Source organism: Corynebacterium sp. (assembly GCF_030535495.1).
Taxonomy (GTDB): Bacteria; Actinomycetota; Actinomycetes; order Mycobacteriales; family Mycobacteriaceae; genus Corynebacterium.
The window spans coordinates 5,750-25,143 of sequence record NZ_JAUNRW010000025.1; the positions used below are offsets into that span (position 1 = coordinate 5,750).

At 68.7% G+C, this 19,394-nt stretch carries 20 protein-coding genes; 4 read left to right on the forward strand and 16 right to left on the reverse strand.

What is annotated here, in order from left to right; translation table 11 throughout:
* From Q4F73_RS05025 to Q4F73_RS05035, 3 genes are all read left to right on the forward strand, one after another.
* Positions 1–387: DUF1731 domain-containing protein (locus tag Q4F73_RS05025; protein ID WP_303358259.1), on the forward strand; the 387-nt coding region annotated here is incomplete at its 5' end.
* Positions 384–890, forward strand: a complete 507-nt coding sequence (locus Q4F73_RS05030) for a YbjN domain-containing protein (RefSeq protein ID WP_303358260.1) — start codon at positions 384–386, stop codon at positions 888–890. The genes Q4F73_RS05025 and Q4F73_RS05030, both read left to right, overlap by 4 nt.
* On the forward strand, positions 880–1,344 hold the full coding sequence (locus Q4F73_RS05035) for a YbjN domain-containing protein (RefSeq protein WP_303358261.1): 465 nt from the start codon (positions 880–882) through the stop codon (positions 1,342–1,344). The genes Q4F73_RS05030 and Q4F73_RS05035 overlap by 11 nt, the downstream gene beginning before the upstream one ends.
* Before the next feature lie 70 nt (positions 1,345–1,414).
* Here the strand turns inward: Q4F73_RS05035 and Q4F73_RS05040 are convergent, their stop codons facing one another.
* From Q4F73_RS05040 to aspS, 16 genes are all read right to left on the reverse strand, one after another.
* Positions 1,415–2,266, reverse strand: coding sequence for a PPK2 family polyphosphate kinase (locus Q4F73_RS05040; protein WP_303358262.1), 852 nt, complete (start codon positions 2,264–2,266; stop codon positions 1,415–1,417).
* A 19-nt stretch (positions 2,267–2,285) separates the two neighbouring features.
* Entirely contained in the window at positions 2,286–2,888 is a 603-nt protein-coding gene (gene nusB, locus Q4F73_RS05045) for a transcription antitermination factor NusB (RefSeq protein ID WP_303358263.1), read from the reverse strand.
* A 7-nt stretch (positions 2,889–2,895) separates the two neighbouring features.
* Positions 2,896–3,459, reverse strand: a complete 564-nt coding sequence (gene efp / locus Q4F73_RS05050) for an elongation factor P (RefSeq protein WP_303358264.1) — start codon at positions 3,457–3,459, stop codon at positions 2,896–2,898.
* A 43-nt stretch (positions 3,460–3,502) separates the two neighbouring features.
* Positions 3,503–4,594: an aminopeptidase P family protein gene (locus Q4F73_RS05055; protein WP_303358265.1), complete on the reverse strand. Its 1,092-nt coding sequence runs from the start codon at positions 4,592–4,594 to the stop codon at positions 3,503–3,505.
* Positions 4,595–4,637: 43 nt separating this feature from the next.
* On the reverse strand, positions 4,638–5,060 hold the full coding sequence (aroQ, locus tag Q4F73_RS05060) for a type II 3-dehydroquinate dehydratase (RefSeq protein WP_303358266.1): 423 nt from the start codon (positions 5,058–5,060) through the stop codon (positions 4,638–4,640).
* A 1-nt stretch (position 5,061) separates the two neighbouring features.
* The gene (gene aroB, locus Q4F73_RS05065) at positions 5,062–6,135 is read right to left on the reverse strand and encodes a 3-dehydroquinate synthase (RefSeq protein WP_303358267.1); all 1,074 of its coding nucleotides are present in this window, start codon (positions 6,133–6,135) and stop codon (positions 5,062–5,064) included.
* 12 nt (positions 6,136–6,147) lie between these two features.
* Complete coding sequence (locus Q4F73_RS05070) at positions 6,148–6,672, reverse strand: shikimate kinase (protein WP_303358268.1); 525 nt, start codon at positions 6,670–6,672, stop codon at positions 6,148–6,150.
* Positions 6,669–7,883, reverse strand: a complete 1,215-nt coding sequence (gene aroC, locus Q4F73_RS05075; protein ID WP_303358269.1) for a chorismate synthase — start codon at positions 7,881–7,883, stop codon at positions 6,669–6,671. Before aroC ends, Q4F73_RS05070 begins: the two co-directional genes overlap by 4 nt.
* Positions 7,884–7,937: 54 nt before the next feature.
* The gene (locus Q4F73_RS05080; RefSeq protein ID WP_303358270.1) at positions 7,938–8,303 is read right to left on the reverse strand and encodes an A24 family peptidase; all 366 of its coding nucleotides are present in this window, start codon (positions 8,301–8,303) and stop codon (positions 7,938–7,940) included.
* 37 nt (positions 8,304–8,340) lie between these two features.
* The gene (locus Q4F73_RS05085) at positions 8,341–9,183 is read right to left on the reverse strand and encodes a shikimate dehydrogenase (protein WP_303358271.1); all 843 of its coding nucleotides are present in this window, start codon (positions 9,181–9,183) and stop codon (positions 8,341–8,343) included.
* Positions 9,180–10,379, reverse strand: coding sequence for an endolytic transglycosylase MltG (gene mltG, locus Q4F73_RS05090; RefSeq protein WP_303358272.1), 1,200 nt, complete (start codon positions 10,377–10,379; stop codon positions 9,180–9,182). The genes Q4F73_RS05085 and mltG overlap by 4 nt, the downstream gene beginning before the upstream one ends.
* Positions 10,376–10,882, reverse strand: coding sequence for a Holliday junction resolvase RuvX (ruvX, locus tag Q4F73_RS05095; RefSeq protein WP_303358273.1), 507 nt, complete (start codon positions 10,880–10,882; stop codon positions 10,376–10,378). Before ruvX ends, mltG begins: the two co-directional genes overlap by 4 nt.
* Positions 10,883–11,012: 130 nt before the next feature.
* Entirely contained in the window at positions 11,013–13,679 is a 2,667-nt protein-coding gene (gene alaS / locus Q4F73_RS05100; RefSeq protein ID WP_303358274.1) for an alanine--tRNA ligase, read from the reverse strand.
* A gap of 77 nt (positions 13,680–13,756) precedes the next feature.
* Positions 13,757–15,100: a replication-associated recombination protein A gene (locus tag Q4F73_RS05105; protein WP_303358275.1), complete on the reverse strand. Its 1,344-nt coding sequence runs from the start codon at positions 15,098–15,100 to the stop codon at positions 13,757–13,759.
* A complete protein-coding gene (locus Q4F73_RS05110) occupies positions 15,101–16,327 on the reverse strand; it encodes a phosphotransferase family protein (RefSeq protein ID WP_303358276.1) in 1,227 nt (408 codons plus the stop codon). It abuts the gene before it with no gap.
* Between the two features lie 3 nt (positions 16,328–16,330).
* On the reverse strand, positions 16,331–18,136 hold the full coding sequence (gene aspS / locus Q4F73_RS05115) for an aspartate--tRNA ligase (RefSeq protein WP_303358277.1): 1,806 nt from the start codon (positions 18,134–18,136) through the stop codon (positions 16,331–16,333).
* 133 nt (positions 18,137–18,269) lie between these two features.
* On the opposite strand from aspS, the gene Q4F73_RS05120 reads away from it, so the two are divergent.
* Positions 18,270–19,142: a neutral zinc metallopeptidase gene (locus tag Q4F73_RS05120; protein WP_303358278.1), complete on the forward strand. Its 873-nt coding sequence runs from the start codon at positions 18,270–18,272 to the stop codon at positions 19,140–19,142.
* Positions 19,143–19,394 lie beyond the last annotated feature (252 nt).

Consider the following 19,394-nt stretch of genomic DNA (forward strand, 5'->3'; position numbering starts at 1 on the left):
CCGTGGATCTCACTCGACGACGCCACCGACATCCTCACCCGCGCCGTCCTCGACCCCACCTGGTCCGGGCCCATCAACGCTGTCTCCCCCACCGAATCCCGCAACCGCGACCTCACCGCGGCGCTGTCGTCCGAGCTGCGCCGCCCCGCCTTCATCCCCATCCCCTCGATCGGCCCGGCCATCATCCTCGGCCGCCAGGGCGCCCAGGAACTCGCCCTGGCCAACCAGCGCGTCTCCCCCACGATGCTTATCGACGCCGACCACACCTTCCGCTACCCCACCCTCGACCGGGCAATCGCCCACGAGCTGGGCGGCGAGGACCTCTTCGACAAGGTCCGCGAGCTGGAATCCCCCGAGGAGGAGAAGCAGCTAGGGTTGGACGGGTGACTTCGACACCTCAAGCCCCCATTCCAGACACCCCCGTCGAGCCGGTGACGCCGGAGCGCATCTCCGAGCTTCTCGACGCCGAGGGCCTCCAGCACCGCCTCGAGTCCGCCCCCGTCGCCGCGGGTGAGGAGCAGACGACGCTCGTGCGCACCGGCTTCCTCAACACCGCCATCGCCATCAGCATCGACGGCAATCAGCTGGTGTGCGACTCGATGTGGCGTGGTGAGATCCCCAAGGACGACGCCCCGCAGCTGCTGGGCCTGTGCAACTCCTGGAACCAGGCGCACTTCATGCCGACGCTGCGTTTCTTCGAGAACTCCGCCGGCACCGGCCACCTCACGGCCAGCGCCCACCGCCAGGTCGACATCACCCACGGGATGTCCCGTAACCAGATCGGCGCGTTCATCATGTCCACCTTCGACGGACTGCTGCGCGCCTACGAGTTCATCGAGGGCCAGTTCCCGCAGCTGGTCACCTGGGAGGAGCCCAACCATGAGCAGTAACCTCACCCCCGTCACTCTCGAGCGCGTCACCGAGGCCATGGCCGCCTTCGACGTCGAACTGCAGCCCCTGGGCGACGACGACGTGGCCGCCGTGGCCAACCTCAACGACACCGCCATGACCTTTGCGGTGCTGGGTTCCTCGCTCATCGTCCGCGGCGACGTGGTCACCGAGCGCACGCTCGCCGACGCCGACCCGACCCTGCATCTGGCCGCCAACCAGATCAACTCGGTCACCTTCGGCGCACGGGCCACCATCGCCGAGCACGCGGAGAACCTCATCGTGCGCACCGAGCGCGACATCCCCATCGCCGCCGGCATGAACGACGAGCAGCTGAGCACCTCCCTACGCGGTGCCGTCGACGCCGTGCTCGCCGCCCAGGACGGCATCAAGGCCGCTGCCTCCGACCTCGACGAGTTGCGCAAGCAGGTCGAGGCGGAGCTCGACGAGCAGTAACACAGCAAAGTACACCGCGAAGGGCCTCAGCCGACGTCGACTGAGGCCCTTCGCGGTATCTTCTGCTGCCTTAAGACTTCTTCGCCCGCTCCAACTCCAGCTCCACGTTGAAGTCGGCCGTGGGCCAGGTCATGTCCATCGAGCGCAACGCATCGAGCACCAGGTACTTCACCGCCATGCGGGCGTACTTCTTCCGGTCACCCGGGATGCAGTACCAGGGGGCGAAGTCGGTGGAGGTGCGCTTCATCGCGATCTCGTAGGCCTCCTGGTAGTCGTCCCACAGCTCACGCTCGTCGAGGTCACCGGGCTCGAACTTCCAGTGCTTGTCCGGGCTCTCCAGCCGCTCGATGAGGTTCTCCTTCTGGAAGTCCTTGGAGATGTGCAGCATCACCTTGATGATCTTCACGTTGCGGCTGGCCATCTCGCGTTCGAAGTCGACGATGGCGTCGTAACGCCGCTCGATCTCCTCCGGCGGGGCCATCTGCCGCACCCGCTGGATGAGCACGTCCTCGTAGTGGGAGCGGTCGAACACGGCGATCTGGCCGACGGCCGGCTCGTGCGGGCGCACGCGCCAGAGGAAGTCGTGCTGGCGCTCCTCGGCGGTCGGCGCCCCGAAGGCCTTGATCTTGAGTGCCTGCGGGTCGAAAGCGCGGAAGACGTGGCGGATCACACCACCTTTGCCGGAGGTGTCCATGCCCTGCAGAATCAGCAGCACGGCCCCGGTACCGGGGACACCGGAGCGGCCGTTGGCGAAGAGCATCTCCTGGAGCTCGTCGAGCTCGTCGTCGTGCTCGTGGAACTCCCGCTCCCAGTCCTTCTTGTCCCACTCGAACCCGGGGGTCGAGGTGGGGTCGACGTCGGCCAGCGAGAAATCGGGGCCGACGCGGTGGGAGAGGGCTTCGTCCATCGTGAATTGATCCATACCCACGATGGTAGTGAAACTAGACGTCGGGAGTGTCCGCCGAACGCGTCGGCCCGGGGCCCGGATCGGCTGCAGAGGCGGGGCGCGGCTCGGCGTCGACGCCGGGCTCATCGGGGGTGAATTCGGGATCGGCGTCGGCATCCACCACCGGCTCCACGAAGGGGTTGAGCTCGGAGTTGGCCTGGACGACATCGTCCAGCACGGCGTGGATGTACGGCGCGGCGACGTCGGAGCCGTACTGGCTGGCCATCTCCACCGCCTCGACGACGGAGGTGGCACCGTCGACCTCGGGGTTGTGGAGGATCTCCCACACGCCGACGCGCAGGATGGCGCGGTCGACGGCTGGGAGACGGTTCAGTTCCCAGTCCTCGGCGAGGTAGCGCTCGATGGTCTCGTCGATGGAGTCGAGCTCCTCGGCGGCCCCGGCGATGATCTCGCGGGTGTAGGTGGCGACGGGGGCGACGCCGTCGTCGATACGCGCGAGCTCCACCCGGTCCTCCACGATGGCGACGGGGTCGATGTCGCGCGCCTCGGCCTCGAAGAGGATGTCGACGGCGCGGCGGCGGGCGCGGTAACGGGCGCCGTGGCGGCTCCAGTTCCGCTCGTTCTGGGTCTCAGTCACCGCGGTCCTAGTTGTTGACGCGGGAGAGGTACTCGCCGGTGCGGGTGTCCACCTTGACGACGTTGCCGGTCTCGAGAAACAGCGGCACCTGGATCTCAGCGCCCGACTCGAGGGTGGCGGGCTTGGTGCCGCCGGTGGAGCGGTCGCCCTGCAGGCCCGGCTCGGTGTGGGTGATCTCCAGGTCGACGGAGATCGGCAGCTCGGCGAAGAGTGCCTCGCCCTCGTGGAAGGAGACCTGGACGCGCATGTTCTCCAGGAGGAACTGGCCGGCGTCGCCGAACTTCTCCGGGCCGAGCTCGACCTGCTCGTAGTTCTTGTCGTCCATGACGACGTAGGAGGAACCGTCGTTGTACAGGTAGGTCATGTCACGACGGTCGACGGTGGCGGTCTCCACCTTGACGCCGGCATTCCAGGTCTTGTCCACGTTCTTGCCGGTGACGACATCCTTGAGCTTGGTACGCACGAAAGCGGGGCCCTTGCCCGGCTTCACGTGCTGGAACTCGATGATCTGCTGCAGCTTGCCATCAACCTTGAGCACAAGGCCGTTCTTGAAATCGGCGGTGGATGCCACGAGGTGTCTCCTCTATAAAGTCCGGTGAATTGACCAGTTCAGCCTACACCACCCGCAGTTCCTTACTCGCCGGGGTGATGATGCGGGCCGGGCCCTGGGTGATCAGCACGGTGTCCTCGATGCGCACGCCACCGCGGCCCGGGACGTAGATGCCCGGCTCGATGGTCAGGGTCATGTGCTCGGCCAGCGTGCCCTCGCCGCGTTGCGACGCCCACGGTCCCTCGTGAACCTCGAGGCCGATGCCGTGGCCGGTGGAGTGGACGAAGTACTCGCCGTAGCCGGCCTCGGCGATGACGGAACGGGCGGCGGCGTCGACGTCGACCAGCCGGGTGCCGGGGGTGGCGGCCTCGATGCCCGCCAGCTGGGCGCGCAGGACCACGTCGTAGACCTCGCGGCTGAAGTCGTCGGCCTCGCCCATGACCAGCGTGCGGGTCATGTCGGAGTTGAAGCCGCGGGAATGCGCGCCGAAGTCCATGATGACCAGGTCGCCGCGGCGCAGGATGCGGTCCCCGGCGGTGTGGTGCGGCTTGGCGGTGTTCGGCCCGGAGGCGACGATGGTGTCGAAGGAGGGGCGCTCGGCGCCCAGCAGACGCATGCGGTACTCGAGATCCGCGGCCACGTCGCGCTCGGAGCGGCCCACGGCCAGTTCACCGGCGGCGATGAGCTGCTCGAAGGCCTGGGAGGCCAGCTCCGCGACCTCGATGAGCCGCAGGCGCTCGGTGTTGTCCTTGGTCAGGCGGATCTCCTCGATCACCCCGGTGACGGGGACGAGGGTGACGTCCTCGGGGCAGGCCTCCTTGAGCTTCTCCAGTTCGGCGACGGAGACGTAGTTGGCCTCGAAACCGACGCGGCGCGGGCCTTCGATTCGTCCCAGCAGGGCTTCTGCCGAGGGGCGGTCGATGATGGCCTCGATGTCGGGCACCTCCTCGGCGATCTGCGTGGTGTAACGACCGTCGGTGCAGATTTCGGCGGTGAGGTCCTTCGCCAGCACCAGCGCACCCTGGGAACCGGAGAAGCCGGAGAGGTAGCGGACGTGGTTGAGGTTGGTCACCAGCATTTCGTCGATACGCATCCCCGCCAACCGCGAGGACAGTGCGCGTCGTCGGGTGAGAAATCGGGTGTCCGCGTATGCCATGTGGCCCTCCTGCGTGGGAATCGTGGGTAGCTTTCCCACCACCCTAGCCGCTGGCGAGGGCCTCCATGGCCAGCAGGTAGCCGTGCGTGCCCAGCCCGGCGATGACGCCGCGGGCGATCGGCGAGAGGTAGGAGTGCGCGCGGAAGGATTCGCGGGCGTGGACGTTGGAGATGTGGACCTCGATGAACCCATCGACCTCCACCAGGGCGTCGCGCAGGGCGACGGAGGTGTGCGTGAACCCGCCCGGGTTGATGATGATGGCCCAGCCGCGGTCGGCGGCCTCGTGCACCCAGTCGATGAGCTCGCCCTCGTGGTTGGACTGGCGGCACTCGACCTCCACGTCGAGTGTGTCGGCGCGCTCGGCGATCTGCTTTTCGACGTCGGCCAGCGTCGTCGATCCGTACACCTCCGGCTGGCGCTTGCCCAGGCGGTTGAGGTTGGGGCCGTTGAGAACGAGGATCTTCATCTCACACCTCCGAAATGGCTGCGTAGGCGGCCTCGAGCTCGGCCAGGCTCGGGCCCTCGAGGCGGGTGGTCTCACCGACGCCGGTCAGCGCCACGAAGCGGATGGTCCCGTCGCGGTTCTTCTTGTCGCGCGTCATCGCGGCGTAGAGCTCCTCGAAGTGCCCGGCCGGGTAGGTCGTCGGCAGCCCGATGGCCTGCAGGATGTGTCGGTGGCGGGCGAGGAGGGTGGCGTCGATAAGCGAGCGGGCGTGGGCGAGGTGGGCGATGAACATCATGCCGACGGCGACGGCGTGACCGTGACGCCAGCGGTAGTTCTCGCGCAGTTCCACGGCGTGGCCGAAGGTGTGGCCGTAGTTGAGGATCTCACGCAGACCGGCCTCCTTGAGGTCCTCGCCGACGACCTTGGCCTTGACCGCCACGGAGCGGGCGATGAGCTCGGGCAGGTGGCCGTCGGCGCGCAGGCAGGCGGCCGGATCGGACTCGTAGCGCTCGAGGATGACGGGATCGGCGATGAAGCCGGTCTTGATGATCTCGGCGGAACCGGCGATGAGTTCCTCTCGCGGCAGTGTGGCCAGGCGGTCGAGGTCGATGAACACGGCCGCGGGCTCGTGGAAGGCGCCGACGAGGTTCTTGCCGGCGGCGGTGTTGATGCCGGTCTTGCCGCCCACGGCCGCATCGACCATGGCCAGCAGGGTGGTGGGCACCTGGATGACCTTGATGCCGCGCATCCAGGCTGCGGCGACGTAGCCGGCCAGGTCGGTGACGGCGCCGCCGCCGAGACCGATGATCGCGTCGCGACGCCCGAAGGTCTCCTCCCCCAGCCGGTCCCACAGATCCCCGGCGACGGCCAGCGTCTTACCGTCCTCGGCGTCCGGCACCTCGACGAGAACCGCCTCCAGGCCGCGCTCGGTGAGGGCGGTGCCGAGTTTCTCGGCGGGGCCACGCAGCGTCGGCTGGTGGATGACCATGACCTTTCCGGCCCCGGTGGCGGCCGCGGCGTCGGCGACGGCGGCGTCGAGGTCGTGGTCGATGGTGACCTCGTAGGGTGCGGGTCCGGTGACCTGGATGATCGTCATCTGGGGGTCCTTCTAGAGGGAATCGAGGAAGCCGAGGATGTCGGCGACGGACTGCTGCGGGGTGCGGCCGTCGGTACGCACGCGGAAATCCGCGACCTCATGGTAGAACGGCGCGCGGGTCTCCAGCAGGCTGAGGTAGTGAGCGGCGGGATCGTCGGCGGCGAGCACCGGGCGGGTCGCCTCATGCGCGGTGCGGCGCACCCCCTCCTGGGCGGAGACGTCGATCCACACGACGCAGTGGCTGTGCAGCAGGTCCCGGGTGGACGCGGTGAGCACCGCTCCCCCGCCGAGGCTGACCACCCCGCCGGTGCTCAGGGCCGCGGCGACGTGCCCGGCCTCGAGCTCCCGGAAGGCGGGCTCGCCGAGGTCGCTGAACACCTCACCGCAGGACTTCTCCGCCTCCAGCTCGATGAGGTGGTCGGAGTCGACGAGCGGCAGCGACAGGGCGCGCGCCAGGCGGCGGCCGATGGTGGACTTCCCGGCGCCGGGGGGCCCGACCAGCACCACCCGGGGTCGGGTGTGGCACACGTCGGTCACTGCTCCTCCCCGAAGGACAGACGCTTATCGACGTTCGCCAGGTAGCCCTCAATATTCCGGCGCGTTTCACCCACCGAATCCCCGCCGAACTTCTCCAGCACGGCCCGGGCCAGGACGAGCGCGACCATGGCCTCGGCGACGACACCGGCGGCGGGCACGGCGCAGACGTCGGAACGCTGGTGGATGCCGGTGGCGGCGGAACCGTCGGCCATGTCGACGGTCTTGAGCGCCCGCGGGACGGTGGAGATCGGCTTCATGGCGGCGCGGACGCGGAGGGTCTGCCCGTTGGTCATGCCGCCCTCGAGGCCACCGGCGCGGTTGGAGAGGCGGTCGACGCCGCCCTCGGTGCGCACCATCTCGTCGTGGGCCTCGCTGCCGCGGCGGCGGGCCTCCTCGAAGCCGTCGCCGACCTCGACGCCCTTGATGGCCTGGATGCCCATGAGGGCGGCGGCCAGCTGGGCGTCGAGACGGTCCTCGCCGGAGATGTGCGAGCCGAGGCCGATGGGCAGGCCCTCGACCACGACCTCGACGATGCCGCCGAGGGTGTCGCCGGCCTTCTTGGCGGCCTCGATCTCGGAGATCATGGACTCCTCCGCCTCCGTACCGAAGGCGCGCACCGGGGAGGCGTCGATGGCCTCCAGGTCGTTGAACGTCGGCTCGGGGCCGGTGTAGGGCTCGGAACGTCCGATGGAGATGACGTGGGAGAGCACCTCGACGCCGAGGGTCTCGCGCAGGAAACTGCGCGCCACGGTGGCGGCGGCGACGCGGGCGGCGGTCTCGCGGGCGGACGATCGCTCGAGGATGGGACGGGCGTCGTCGTGGTCGTACTTGATCATGCCGGCGAAGTCGGCGTGGCCGGGGCGCGGGCGGGTGAGCTTGGCACCACGGCCGGAGGTCATGGCGGCGGCGATCTCCGGGTCGGTCATGTCGACCGGGTCGGCGGACATGATGGTGGTCCACTTCGGCCACTCGGTGTTGCCGATCATGATGGCGATGGGGCTGCCCAGGGTCTTACCGTGGCGGATGCCCGTGAGCAGGGTGAGCTCATCGGCCTCGAACTTCATGCGCGCGCCGCGGCCGTAGCCGAGTCGGCGGCGAGCCAGCTGCTCGGAGATCTGTTCCCGGGTCACGGAGACGCCGGCGGGCATGTGTTCAACCAGGGCAACCAGTGCCTGACCGTGGGATTCCCCCGCTGTAGTCCATCGAAGCATGCGGACAGTATCTCATGTCCGCACCCGTATACCTGCCTCGACTCCCGAATGGGGTCACATTGCTACCGCACACACGGTCCCAGCCAGCATGGACGGCCCGTGCGGGACGGGGTGGCGACGGACCACGGAACGCACGACGGTGACCGTGGAGGCGACGATCACCGCACACAGCAGCCCGGGAACGCCCCCGGCGGCGCTGGCGACAATCCCCAGCGGCACCGCCAGCTTCACGTCTCCCCCGCCGATGCCCCGGCCCAGCAGGTACATCCCGGCCCAGGCCAGGCCCCCGAGCAGCAGGGCGGGCGCAGTCAGCAGTGCACCGCCGACCGCCCCCACCAGGGCGGGCAGGGTGAGGGAGTCGGGGATGCGGCGGTGGCGTTCGTCGATAAGCACGACGGCGACGGCCCACACAGCCGTCACGACTATCGCTCCCCCGAGCACCCACATACCGGGCAGACTAGTGCAGCGCGGCCTCCAGCGCGCGGCGCATGGCGGTCCGGGGCGCGGGGCGGCCGGTGAACTGCTCGAACTGGCCGTAGGCCTGGTGGGCCAGCATGATGTGCCCGCCCACGGTGAGAAAGCCGTTCGCGGCCGCCGCGACGGTGAGCGGGGTGGGCCAGGGCTCGTAGATGACGTCGAGGATCGGGGCGTGGCCGAGCGCCTGCTCGTGGCCTGCGACGGCCGCGGACGGCACCGTCGACACGATGACCTCGGCCTCGCGGGAGGCCTGGCGCAGGTCGGAGTCGAAACCCGCGAAGCGGACGTCGACGCCGAAGGGCTCGAGCACGGGTGCCAGCTCGGCGCTGCGGTCGGAGCGGTTGATCACGGTGATGTCCGTGATCCCGGCGTTCGCCAGCGCCCACAGCGCGGGGCGTGCGGTACCGCCCCCTCCGATGACCAGCGCCCGGCGGGTGTCTGTAAGGCGCTCGCCGAGCAGCTCCGTGAGGGCACCGGTGATGCCGTCGCAGTCGGTGTTGTCGGCGCGCCAGCCTGCCGCGGTACGCACCAGGGTGTTGGCGGAGCCGATCCGGCGCGCGCGGTCGGTGACCTCGGTGGCGAACTGCAGGGCCGCGAACTTGGCCGGCATGGTCACCGAGAAACCGCGGAAGCTCTCGTCCGCCTCGCCGACGATGCGCGGCAGGTCCTCGGCCGTGCACTCGATGCGGGTGTACTCCCAGTCGTGCATGCCGAGGTCCTCGTATCCCGCGTTGTGCAGAACCGGGGAACGGGAGTGCTCGATGGGGGAACCGAGCACCGCCGCCCGGTGGTGGATTTCAGGGGCCTCGAGCGGATGCGTCATCGGTTGGTGTCCAGCACGCCCGACTCGAGGGCGGTCTGCACGTCGGCGAGGTGCTCCTCGAAGGTGTCGTTGAAGATGGTGGTGCCGTCCTGGTCGACGGTGACGAAGAACAGCCAGTTGCCCTCCGCCGGGTTCTCCATGGCGGTGATGGCCTCGACGGAGGCGGCGGCGATCGGGGTCTCCGGCAGGCCGTCCTTGGCGTAGGTGTTCCACGGGGTGACTGCGGCGCGGTCGTCATCGGTGGTGGCGACCTCGACGTCCTCGAGGCCGTAGTTGACGGTGGAGTCGAACTCCAGGCGCATGGGCTCGTCGAGGCGGTTGAGGATGACGCGGGCGACCTTGTCGAAGTCCCCGGCCGGGGCCTCGCGCTCGACGAGAGAGGCGGCGGTGAGCAGCTCGTAGGGGGTCAGGTCCAGGGCCCGGGCGCGATCGACGATGCCCGTGTCGTTGAACTGCTGGGTGGAGCGGGTGAGCAGATCGGTGAGGATCTCCTGGGCGTCCATCTCCGGGTTGACCACGTACTGGCCGGGGACGATGAGTCCCTCGAGGCGCTTGGGGTCCTCGCCACGGGCGGCGACGGCCTCGCGCGCCCACTCGGGCACGCCGAGGGTCTCCAGGTCCGCGGTGGCGCCGACGCGCTGCAGTTCCTCTGCGGCAATGCAGTTCTCCGAGCCCTCGGTGCAGGTCACGCGGGAGATCTGGGAGTAGACACCGGGGCGGGAGTTGCCGCCGACGACGTTGACGTCGAGAAGCGTGGAGCCACCGTGGATGTCGAGGAGCTCGACGCGGTTGGCCGGATCAATGAGGGCCTCGACCGCGGCGGCGGCCGACATCTCACCCTGCAGACGGTAGAAACCCGGCTGGATGCTCGCGGCATCGGGGTTGTTGGCGGCGGCGGTCTGGAAGGCGCCGTCGGTGCGGACGATGCCGCGCTCCTCCAGCTCAGGGCCGAGCTGTGAGACGGAGGAGCCCTCCGGGATCTCGACGAGCTGATGCACCCCGTTTCCGGTGCCCTGGTAGTCGCGTTCGGCCACGGTCTCCCCTCCCCCGGAAATCTGCGTTCCGATGTAGATGACGGCACCGATGATGAGGATCAACGACGCCACCAGCACCGCCAGTCCTCGCTGGCGTCGCTTGACGAACTTCGAGTCCATACGACGGCCGCCCGGGCCACGCTGCGGAGTGGATGTGGTCATGAGTGCTCCTGGGTGTTGGCGGCCCGTGCATCGAGCCAGGACTGGAGGATCTCCACTGCGGCGGCCTGATCGATGACCTTGCGGCCGGCCTTCTCGCTCACTCCCGACGCGCGCAGCGCGGCGGTGGCGGCGACGGTGGTCAGGCGCTCGTCGGCCATGCGCACCGGGATGGTGCGGCCGGCGTTGCTCAGTCGACGGTGGAGGCGGAAGGCGATCTCCTTCGCGTGCTTGACACTCGTCGAGCCGTGGCCCTTGAGGGTGCGCGGGAGACCGACGACGATCTCGACGGCGTCATAGTCGTCGACGATCGCCAGCAGCCGGTCGATGTCCCCTTGGTCGCGGTCCTTGAGACCGGTCTCGCGGGGCACGGTTTCCACCGGGGTCGCCAGGACGGCGTTCCGGTCGGACACGGCCACCCCGATGCGGACGGTGCCGACATCGAGTCCGATGCGACGTCCCGGGCCGGGATCGTCCACACCGGGAGTGTCCGGGGTGACCTTCATGGGCTGCTGGGGGCCTTTCTCAGGGATGATGTCAGTGGTGCGCCTTAAAGGTATCCGCGATCACATCGTTGTCACAACATAGAACGCGGCGTGTCTCACATCCTCCTTGTCGGGAAAGGCATGTCACGGCCTACAGCGCGGCCAGCTCCTCGCGCACGGCGTGGAACCCGGCGTCGAGGCCGGCGGCGTCCGCGCCGGAGCCCTGCGCCATGTCCGGCTTGCCGCCGCCGCGGCCGTCGACGTAGCCCGAGAGCAGCTTGACCAGGTCGCCGGACTTCACGCCCAGCTCGATGGCCTCCTTGGTGGCGCCGACGATGAACGGCAGCTTGCCCCCGTCCGCGGACGCCAGGACCACGACGCCGGGCGTGCCGGCCAGGCGGCCGCGCAGGTCGGTGGCCACGGTGCGCAGGTCACCACCGCTGACACCGTCGGGGAGGCGGTGGGTGAGCACGGTGAACTTCCCCGCTTCGACAGCCTGGTCGAGCAGCGCGCCGGTCTGGGAGGCCAGCTGCTGGCGGTGCAGGGCGGCGATCTCCTTCTCCGCGGCCTTGAGCTTCTCGGTCAGGGAGGCGATGCGCTCCGGCAGCTCCTCGGTCGGGGCCTTGAGGGAGGCGGCGAGACCGGAGGCCAGGGCCGCCTCCTTGGACAGGTGGCGGAAGGAGTCGAGGCCGGAGTAGGCCTCGATGCGGCGCGCGCCGGAGCCGACGGAGGACTCGCCGAGGACGGCGACCGGGCCGATCTGCGAGGTGTGCTCGGTGTGGGTACCACCGCACAGCTCGATGGAGAAGGGTCCGCCGATCTCGACGACGCGGACGTCGTTGCCGTAGTTCTCACCGAACAGGGCCATGGCACCCATCTTCTTGGCCTCCTCGAGGGAGGTCTCGATGGTGTTGACGGCGAAGTCGGCGTCGACGGCCTGGTTGGTGATCGTGGAGATCTCCGCCAGCTGCTCCGGGGTGAGCTGCTCGGTGTAGTTGAAGTCGAAGCGCAGGTAGCCGGGGCGGTTGAGCGAGCCGGCCTGGACGGCGGTGGGGCCGAGCACCTCGCGCAGGGCGGCGTGGATGAGGTGGGTGCCGGTGTGCGCCTGGCGGGCACCGTGGCGCCAGGCCGCATCGACCTCGGCGCGCACACCCTGGCCGAGGTCGATGCCCCCGGCGGTGACCTTCGCCTTGTGGATCCACAGCTTCTTGCCGATCTTCTGCACGTCGTGGACCTCGAGGATCGTGCCCTCGGCGACGAGGCGGCCGCGGTCGGCGGTCTGGCCACCCGACTCGGCGTAGAGCGGGGAGACATCGAGAATGACCTCGACCTCATCGCCCTCGGTGGCGTGGGTGACGGACTGGCCGTCGATGACCAGGCCGAGGACCTTGGCGTCGGCGGTCAGGTCAGAGAATCCGACGAACTCGGTGGGGTTGTTGTCCACCCACTCGCGGTAGACGGAGACGTCGGCGTGGCCGTGCTTCTTGGCCAGGTTGTCGGCCTTGGCACGGGCCCGCTGCTCGCTCATGGCGGCCTCGAAACCGGCGACGTCGACCTCCAGGCCGGCCTCGGCGGCCATCTCGAGGGTCAGATCGATGGGGAAACCGTAGGTGTCGTGGAGGGTGAAGGCGTCCTCGCCGGAGAACTGGGTGATGCCCTGGTCCTTGATGGTGGCGGCGGCCTCGTCGAAACGGTGGGTGCCGGACTCGAGGGTCTTGAGGAAGGCGCGCTCCTCCGTGACGGCGGTGCGGATGATGCGCTCGCGGTTCTCGGCGATCTCCGGGTAGGACGGCGTCATGGTGTCCATGATGACGTTCATGAAACGCTCGAGGGTCTCCCCGGTGGCTCCCAGCAGGCGGGCGGAGCGGATGATGCGGCGCAGCAGGCGGCGCAGGATGTAGCCGCGGCCCTCGTTGGAGGGGGTGACACCGTCGAGGATGAGCATCATGCCGGTACGGGAGTGGTCGGCGATGACGCGGAAGCGGATGGCGTCGAGCCCGTCGCCTTCGTAGCGGGCGCCGGTGATTTCCTGGGCGGCGTCGATGACCGGGCGCAGCAGGTCGGTCTCGTAGACGTTGTCCACGCCCTGCAGCAGGCAGGCGACGCGCTCGACACCCATGCCGGTGTCGATGTTCTTCTTCGGCAGATCGCCGAGGATCTCGAAGGAGTCCTTGCCGGTGCCCTGGCCGCGCTCCTTCTCCATGAAGACGAGGTTCCAGATCTCCAGGTAACGGGTGTCGTCGGCCTCGGGGCCGCCCTCGGCGCCGTGCTCGGGGCCGCGGTCGTAGTAGATCTCGGAACACGGGCCGCAGGGGCCGGGCACGCCCATGGACCAGTAGTTGTCGGCCATGCCCAGGCGCTGGATGCGCTCGGCGGGCACGCCGATGACGTTCTCCCAGATGTCGGCGGCCTCGTCGTCGTCGAGGTAGACGGTCACCCACAGGCGCTCCGGGTCGAGGCCGTAGCCACCCTGCTCAACGGGGTTGGTCAGCAGCGACCAGGCGTGCTTGATGGCCCCCTCCTTGAAGTACTGGCCGAAGGAGAAGTTGCCGGCCATCTGGAAGAAGGTGTTGTGGCGGGTGGTGATGCCCACCTCCTCGATGTCGAGGGTGCGCACGCACTTCTGGATCGACGTCGCCGTGCCGTTGGCGAACGGCGGGTTCTGCTCGCCCAGGAAGTAGGGCTTGAAGGGCACCATGCCCGCGTTGACGAACAGCAGGTCCGGGTCCTCGAGGATCAGCGAGGCGCTCGGCACGGCCTCGTGACCGGCGTCGACGAAGTGCTGGGTGAAACGCTCCCGGATCTCATGGGTCTGCACGCGGGGTGTCCTTTCCTAGGGCAGATATACGACAGCGTCCTACTCTACCCCGTGGTTCACCGTGTCCTGCAGCGGGACTACCTCCCCCGCACGATCCGCCGCAGCCGCCCGATGTACTCGGCGATGCGCTTTTCCGCCCCCGCCTCCTTCGGTTCGTAGTAGACGGCGTCGGCCAGTTCCTCCGGCAGGTACTGCTGGGTGACCACGCCTCGCGGATCGTCGTGCGGGTAGACGTAGCCGACGGCGTGGCCGAGCTTCTTCGCGCCTTCGTAGTGCCCGTCGCGCAGGTGCGGCGGCACGTGCCCGATCCGGCCCGCGCGGATGTCGGCCTGCGCCTTGTTGATCGCCTCGTAGACGGCGTTGGACTTCGGCGCGGTCGCCAGATGCACCGTGGCCTGCGCCAGGGTGAGTCGGGCCTCGGGCATGCCGATCATCGCCACCGCCTGGGCTGCGGCCACCGCGGTCTGCAGGGCGGTGGGGTCGGCCATGGAGATCTCCTCGCTCGCCGCGATGACCAGGCGCCGGGCGATGAACCGCGGGTCCTCGCCCGCCTCGATCATCCGCGCCAGGTAGTGCAGCGCGGCGTCGACATCGGAACCGCGGATCGACTTGATGAACGCGCTCACCACGTCGTAGTGCTGATCCCCGTCGCGGTCGTAGCGCACGACGGCCCGGTTGACGTTGTCGCGGATGACATCGATGCTTATCGACGCCCCCTCCTCCACCGCCTCGCCGGCCGCCTCCAGGTAGGTCAGCGCACGGCGGGCGTCACCACCGGCGAGGAGGACGAGCTGGTCGCAGGCATCGTCGTCGATAAACACCCGGCCGCCGAGGCCGCGCTCGTCGATGAGCGCGCGCTGGAGCACATCGCGGACGGCGGCATCGTCGAGCGGCTTGAGCTGCAGCAGCAGGGAGCGGGACAACAGCGGCGCCACGACCGAGAAGGAGGGATTTTCCGTGGTGGCGGCGACAAGCAGGACGGTGCGGTTTTCCACGGCGGCGAGCAGGGCGTCCTGCTGGGTCTTGGAGAAGCGGTGGACCTCGTCGATGAACAGCACCGTGCGCTGGCCGTGGATGAGGTCGCGCCGCGCCCGATCGATGACCTCGCGCACCTGCTTGACCCCGGAGTTCAGCGCCGAGAGGCCGACGAAGTTCTGCTTCGTCGCGGTGGAGATGAGCGAGGCGATCGTCGTCTTGCCCGTGCCGGGTGGGCCGTAGAGGATGACCGAGGCCTCCCCGGAGCCCTCGATGAGCCGGCGCAGCGGGCGGCCGGGGCCGAGGAGATGTTCCTGCCCGGCGACCTCGTCGAGGGTGCGCGGCCGCATCCGGGCGGCCAGCGGGGCGTGGTCACCCGCGCGGAAGAAGTCGGACCCGTGGGAATCGTCGACGGGGCCGTCGTCGAAAAGCGCGTCCTGGGACATCTACCGCAGGCCCGGCTCCGCGACCCGGTCCGCGATGTCCTGGCTGAAGGCCGCGATGACCCCGTAGGAGGGATCGGTTCCGCGGGCGGCGAAACGGGCGAGGGCCTCGAAGGTCTCGAAGATGTCGCGGCGCACCACGATCTCCTCCGGGGAAAACGGCCCGTGGGAGGCCGGACGCAGGAGATCAGCCACGCCGTCCATGGTGGACGGATCGACCGGGGTGTCCTCGACCTCCGCCTCGTGCAGCACAACCACGGCCGCGGACATCGAGCCGAAGTGCAGCAGCGAAATGCTCGACATTGCCCACCCGAGCAACGCGGCCATGATCCGCGAGTGCAGATGCGCCTCATTGTTGACGTTCGGCCACAGGGTGCTCACCTCCTGTGACCAGGCCTCGATGAAGACATCGGCCTCATCGTCGGTGATGGGGTGGGTGAACAGGAACTGCGGGAAGCCCGCGATGACACACGCCAGGTCGAAGGAGACATCCCGGAAACCCGCCCACTCGTAGTCGAGGAAGTGGGTCTTCTCCGCCACGATGATGTTGTCCGGGGACAGGTCCAACGGGGTGAACGCCCGGTGGTGTGCGGAGAGCAGGCGGTTGCGGCTGTCGGCGGCGAACTGGCTGACCAGCTCGGGGATCTCGATGCCCGCGTTGCGCAGCAGTTCCTCGCCCAGCTGAATGGACTGGATGAGGGCGGCGTCGCGAAGCTCCTGGATCTCGGCGGATTCCGGATGCTGGCGCAGCATGCGGGAGAACAGGATCTGGAAGTCCTGCTCGCGCTGCGCGGTGCCGGCGTGCATGCGGCCCAGCGCCGAACCGAGGTTGCGCAGGATGGACACCCGGCGCTCCGGGTCCTGCAGCTCCAGGAGATCGGCGAACGTGTCGCCGTCACCGGAGTCGGTGATGACGATGATGCGCTGCTCCACGTCGTAGGCCAGCATCACCGGGCCGGGACGCACATCCTCCGACAGCGAGGTGGTGAACTGGTAGGAGACGATCTCCCGCACCAACGCGGCGTCGTCAAGCGCATCCCCGGTCTCGGGGACGAACTTGAGGATCACCGAGCGCTGCTGCAGGAACGGCGACGACGCGACACGCGCGCGCAGCACGACCGCGCTGCCGGATCCGCTCAGCGAAGTGACCTCGGAGAGATGCTGGCTCCCTCCGAATCGCTTGGAGAGCAGATCCTCCGCGATGTCGACGATGTCGGCGTGATTGAGCATTACTTAGGCCTTCTGCTCCTTCTGGTCCTGCTTCTTGGCCGGCTTGGCGTCGAGGCCGGCCTCCTTGCGCTGCTGCGCGGTGATCGGTGCCGGGGCGTCGGTGAGCGGGTCGACGCCGCCGCCGGACTTCGGGAACGCAATGACGTCGCGGATGGAGTCGAAGCCACCGAGCAGGGAGACGATGCGGTCCCAGCCGAAGGCGATGCCACCGTGCGGCGGGGCGCCGAAGGCGAAGGCGTCGAGGAGGAAGCCGAACTTCTCCTGCGCCTCCTCCGGGGAGATGCCCATGACGTCGAAGACCCGCTCCTGCACGTCGCGCTCGTGGATACGGATGGAGCCGCCGCCGATCTCGTTGCCGTTGCAGACGATGTCGTAGGCGTAGGCGGTGGCCGCGCCCGGGTTCTCGGCGAAGGTGTCCTTCCACTCCGGCTTCGGGGAGGTGAAGGCGTGGTGGACGGCGGTCCACTTGGAGTTGCCCAGGGCGACGTCGCCGGAGGCGGTGGCGTCGGCGGCGGGCTCGAACAGCGGGGCGTCGACGACCCACGTGAAGGCCCAGTCACCCTCGTTGATCAGGCCCAGCTTGTTGGCGATCTCACCACGAGCCGCGCCGAGCAGGGCGCGGGAGGACTTCGCGTCACCGGCGGCGAAGAAGATGGCGTCGCCCGGGTTCGCGCCGACGTGCTCGGCGATGCCCGCACGCTCGGCGTCGGTGATGTTCTTGGCGACGGGGCCCGTGAGCTCCCCGTCCTCACCGACGAGGATGTAGGCCAGGCCCTTGGCGCCGCGCTGCTTGGCCCACTCCTGCCAGGCGTCGAGCTGGCGGCGCGGCTGCGAGGCCCCGCCGGCCATCACGACGGCGCCGACGTACGGGGCCTGGAACACGCGGAACGGGGTGTCGGCGAAGAACTCGGTGCACTCGACCAGCTCGATGTCGAACCGCAGGTCGGGCTTGTCCGAGCCGTAGCGGCGCATGGCCTCGGCGTAGGTCATGCGCGGGATCGGGGTGGTGATCTCGTGCCCGGCGGCGGCCCACACGTCGGTGAGGATCTGCTCGGCCACGGCGATCACGTCGTCCTGGTCCACGAAGCTCATCTCCACATCGAGCTGCGTGAACTCCGGCTGGCGGTCGGCGCGGAAGTCCTCGTCGCGGTAGCAGCGGGCGATCTGGTAGTAGCGCTCCATGCCGGCGACCATGAGCAGCTGCTTGAACAGCTGCGGGGACTGCGGCAGGGCGTAGAAGGAGCCCGGCTTCAGACGCGCCGGCACCAGGAAGTCACGTGCACCTTCCGGGGTGGAGCGGGTCAGCGTCGGGGTCTCGATCTCCGTGAAGTCGTTGTCATCCAGCACGCGGCGGGCGGCCTGGTTGGCCTTCGAGCGCAGACGCAGGGCCTGGGCCTGGCGCTCGCGGCGCAGGTCCAGGTAGCGGTACTTGAGGCGGGCCTCCTCGCCGACCTCGCCGCCCTGGGAGGAGTCATCGACCTGGAACGGCAGCGCGGCGGCCTTGTTGAGCACGTTCAGCTCGGTGACGTTGAGCTCGATCGCGCCGGAGGCCAGGTTCGGGTTCTCGGAGCCCTCCGGGCGGGGCTCGACGACGCCGGTGACCTGGATGCAGTACTCGGAACGCAGATCATGGGCCCGCTCGGCGACCTCGGACTCACGGAAAACAACCTGGGCCAGGCCGGAGCGGTCGCGCAGGTCGATGAAGATGACGCCGCCATGATCGCGACGACGGGCCACCCAGCCCGTCAGGGTCACGGTCTGGCCAGCGGTTTCTTTGCGGAGGTCGCCCGCGAGGTGAGTGCGCAGCACGTTCGTTCTACGTCCTTCCAGGAGTAATCCATCGGTGGGAGGTCAGTCTTGTTCTCCGGTGGAGTCTACCCCGCCGGAAAACTCCCCGTTCCACTCCCCCACCTGCATGTGTGATCTATGGCATTATCAACGCATGACATTCCGTAAAGACGCCAACGTCACTGGTGGTCGCCGAGCCACCACTGGCGGCAGTGGCGGGCGCATCGCCGCAGGCGGCGGTATCGGCTCCCTTCTCCTCATCGGTCTGTTCCTCCTTATGGGCGGAAACCCCTCCGAGATCGGCGGGATGCTCGGCGGCGGGCAGGCTTCGGGCCCGGAAAGCACCCTCGAGCACTGCCAGACCCCTGAGGACGGCAACGAGCACGCGGACTGCCGCGTCGATTTCGCCGCCCAGTCCGTCGACCAGATGTGGGCGACGATGCTGCCCGAGCAGGCCGGCATCGAATACCAGGAGCCGGGTCGCGTTGTCTTCCAGGACGTGACCAACTCCGGTTGCGGCCAAGCCACCTCCGCCACCGGCCCCTTCTACTGCCCGGCTGACCAGTCGGCCTATTTCGACGTCTCCTTCTTCGATCAGCTGGACCGCCTCGGCGGCACCAACGCCCCGCTGGCTCAGATGTACATCGTCGCCCACGAGTTCGCGCACCACGTCCAGCAGCTCGAGGGCACCCTGTCGATGTCCAACTACAACGACCCCGGTGAGGATTCCGACGCCGTGAAGGTCGAGCTCCAGGCCGACTGCTACGCCGGCATCTGGATCGCGCACGCCGACAAGGGCGAGAACGCCCTCCTCGAGCCCATCACCGAGGAGCAGGTCCAGGGTGCGATCGACACCGCCCGCGCCGTCGGCGACGACAACATCCAGCAGCGCACCGGTGGCGAGGTTCGCCCCGATCTGTGGACCCACGGTTCCTCCGAGCAGCGCCAGAACGCCCTGCTCACCGGCTACCGTGAGGGCAACATGGCCGCCTGCGACACCCTGGGTGTGCGCGAGTACAACGTGTAGCTTGCTCGGCCCCACCCGTCTCCTCGGGGCTCGGGGCTCGGTGTCGCCAGGTAGGCATCACCGCGATACCGAGCCCAGCGCGCTCGTTTGCCTCGTGAACCGAGGGTAGGAGGTCGAGGTCACGCTACCGAGGGATCAAGTCCTTGCCGTCGACACGCGGAAGGCTCTTCGGCGGATTGAAGTTGTTGAGCCCTCGGCGCACGTTCTGCAGCATGATGCAGTCCTCGCCGGGTAGATCCTCCATATCGCCCT

Excerpts from the sequence above, each read along its gene's own strand:
- Q4F73_RS05035 (WP_303358261.1), top strand. The coding sequence starts at position 880 with ATGAGCAGTAACCTCACCCCCGTCACTCTCGAGCGCGTCACCGAGGCC.
- Q4F73_RS05040 (WP_303358262.1), bottom strand. The coding sequence starts at position 2,266 with ATGGATCAATTCACGATGGACGAAGCCCTCTCCCACCGCGTCGGCCCC.
- Q4F73_RS05055 (WP_303358265.1), bottom strand. The coding sequence starts at position 4,594 with ATGGCATACGCGGACACCCGATTTCTCACCCGACGACGCGCACTGTCC.
- aroQ (WP_303358266.1), bottom strand. The coding sequence starts at position 5,060 with ATGAAGATCCTCGTTCTCAACGGCCCCAACCTCAACCGCCTGGGCAAG.
- aroB (WP_303358267.1), bottom strand. The coding sequence starts at position 6,135 with ATGACGATCATCCAGGTCACCGGACCCGCACCCTACGAGGTCACCATC.
- aroC (WP_303358269.1), bottom strand. The coding sequence starts at position 7,883 with ATGCTTCGATGGACTACAGCGGGGGAATCCCACGGTCAGGCACTGGTT.
- Q4F73_RS05085 (WP_303358271.1), bottom strand. The coding sequence starts at position 9,183 with ATGACGCATCCGCTCGAGGCCCCTGAAATCCACCACCGGGCGGCGGTG.
- mltG (WP_303358272.1), bottom strand. The coding sequence starts at position 10,379 with ATGACCACATCCACTCCGCAGCGTGGCCCGGGCGGCCGTCGTATGGAC.
- ruvX (WP_303358273.1), bottom strand. The coding sequence starts at position 10,882 with ATGAAGGTCACCCCGGACACTCCCGGTGTGGACGATCCCGGCCCGGGA.
- Q4F73_RS05105 (WP_303358275.1), bottom strand. The coding sequence starts at position 15,100 with ATGTCCCAGGACGCGCTTTTCGACGACGGCCCCGTCGACGATTCCCAC.
- Q4F73_RS05110 (WP_303358276.1), bottom strand. The coding sequence starts at position 16,327 with ATGCTCAATCACGCCGACATCGTCGACATCGCGGAGGATCTGCTCTCC.
- Q4F73_RS05120 (WP_303358278.1), top strand. The coding sequence starts at position 18,270 with ATGACATTCCGTAAAGACGCCAACGTCACTGGTGGTCGCCGAGCCACC.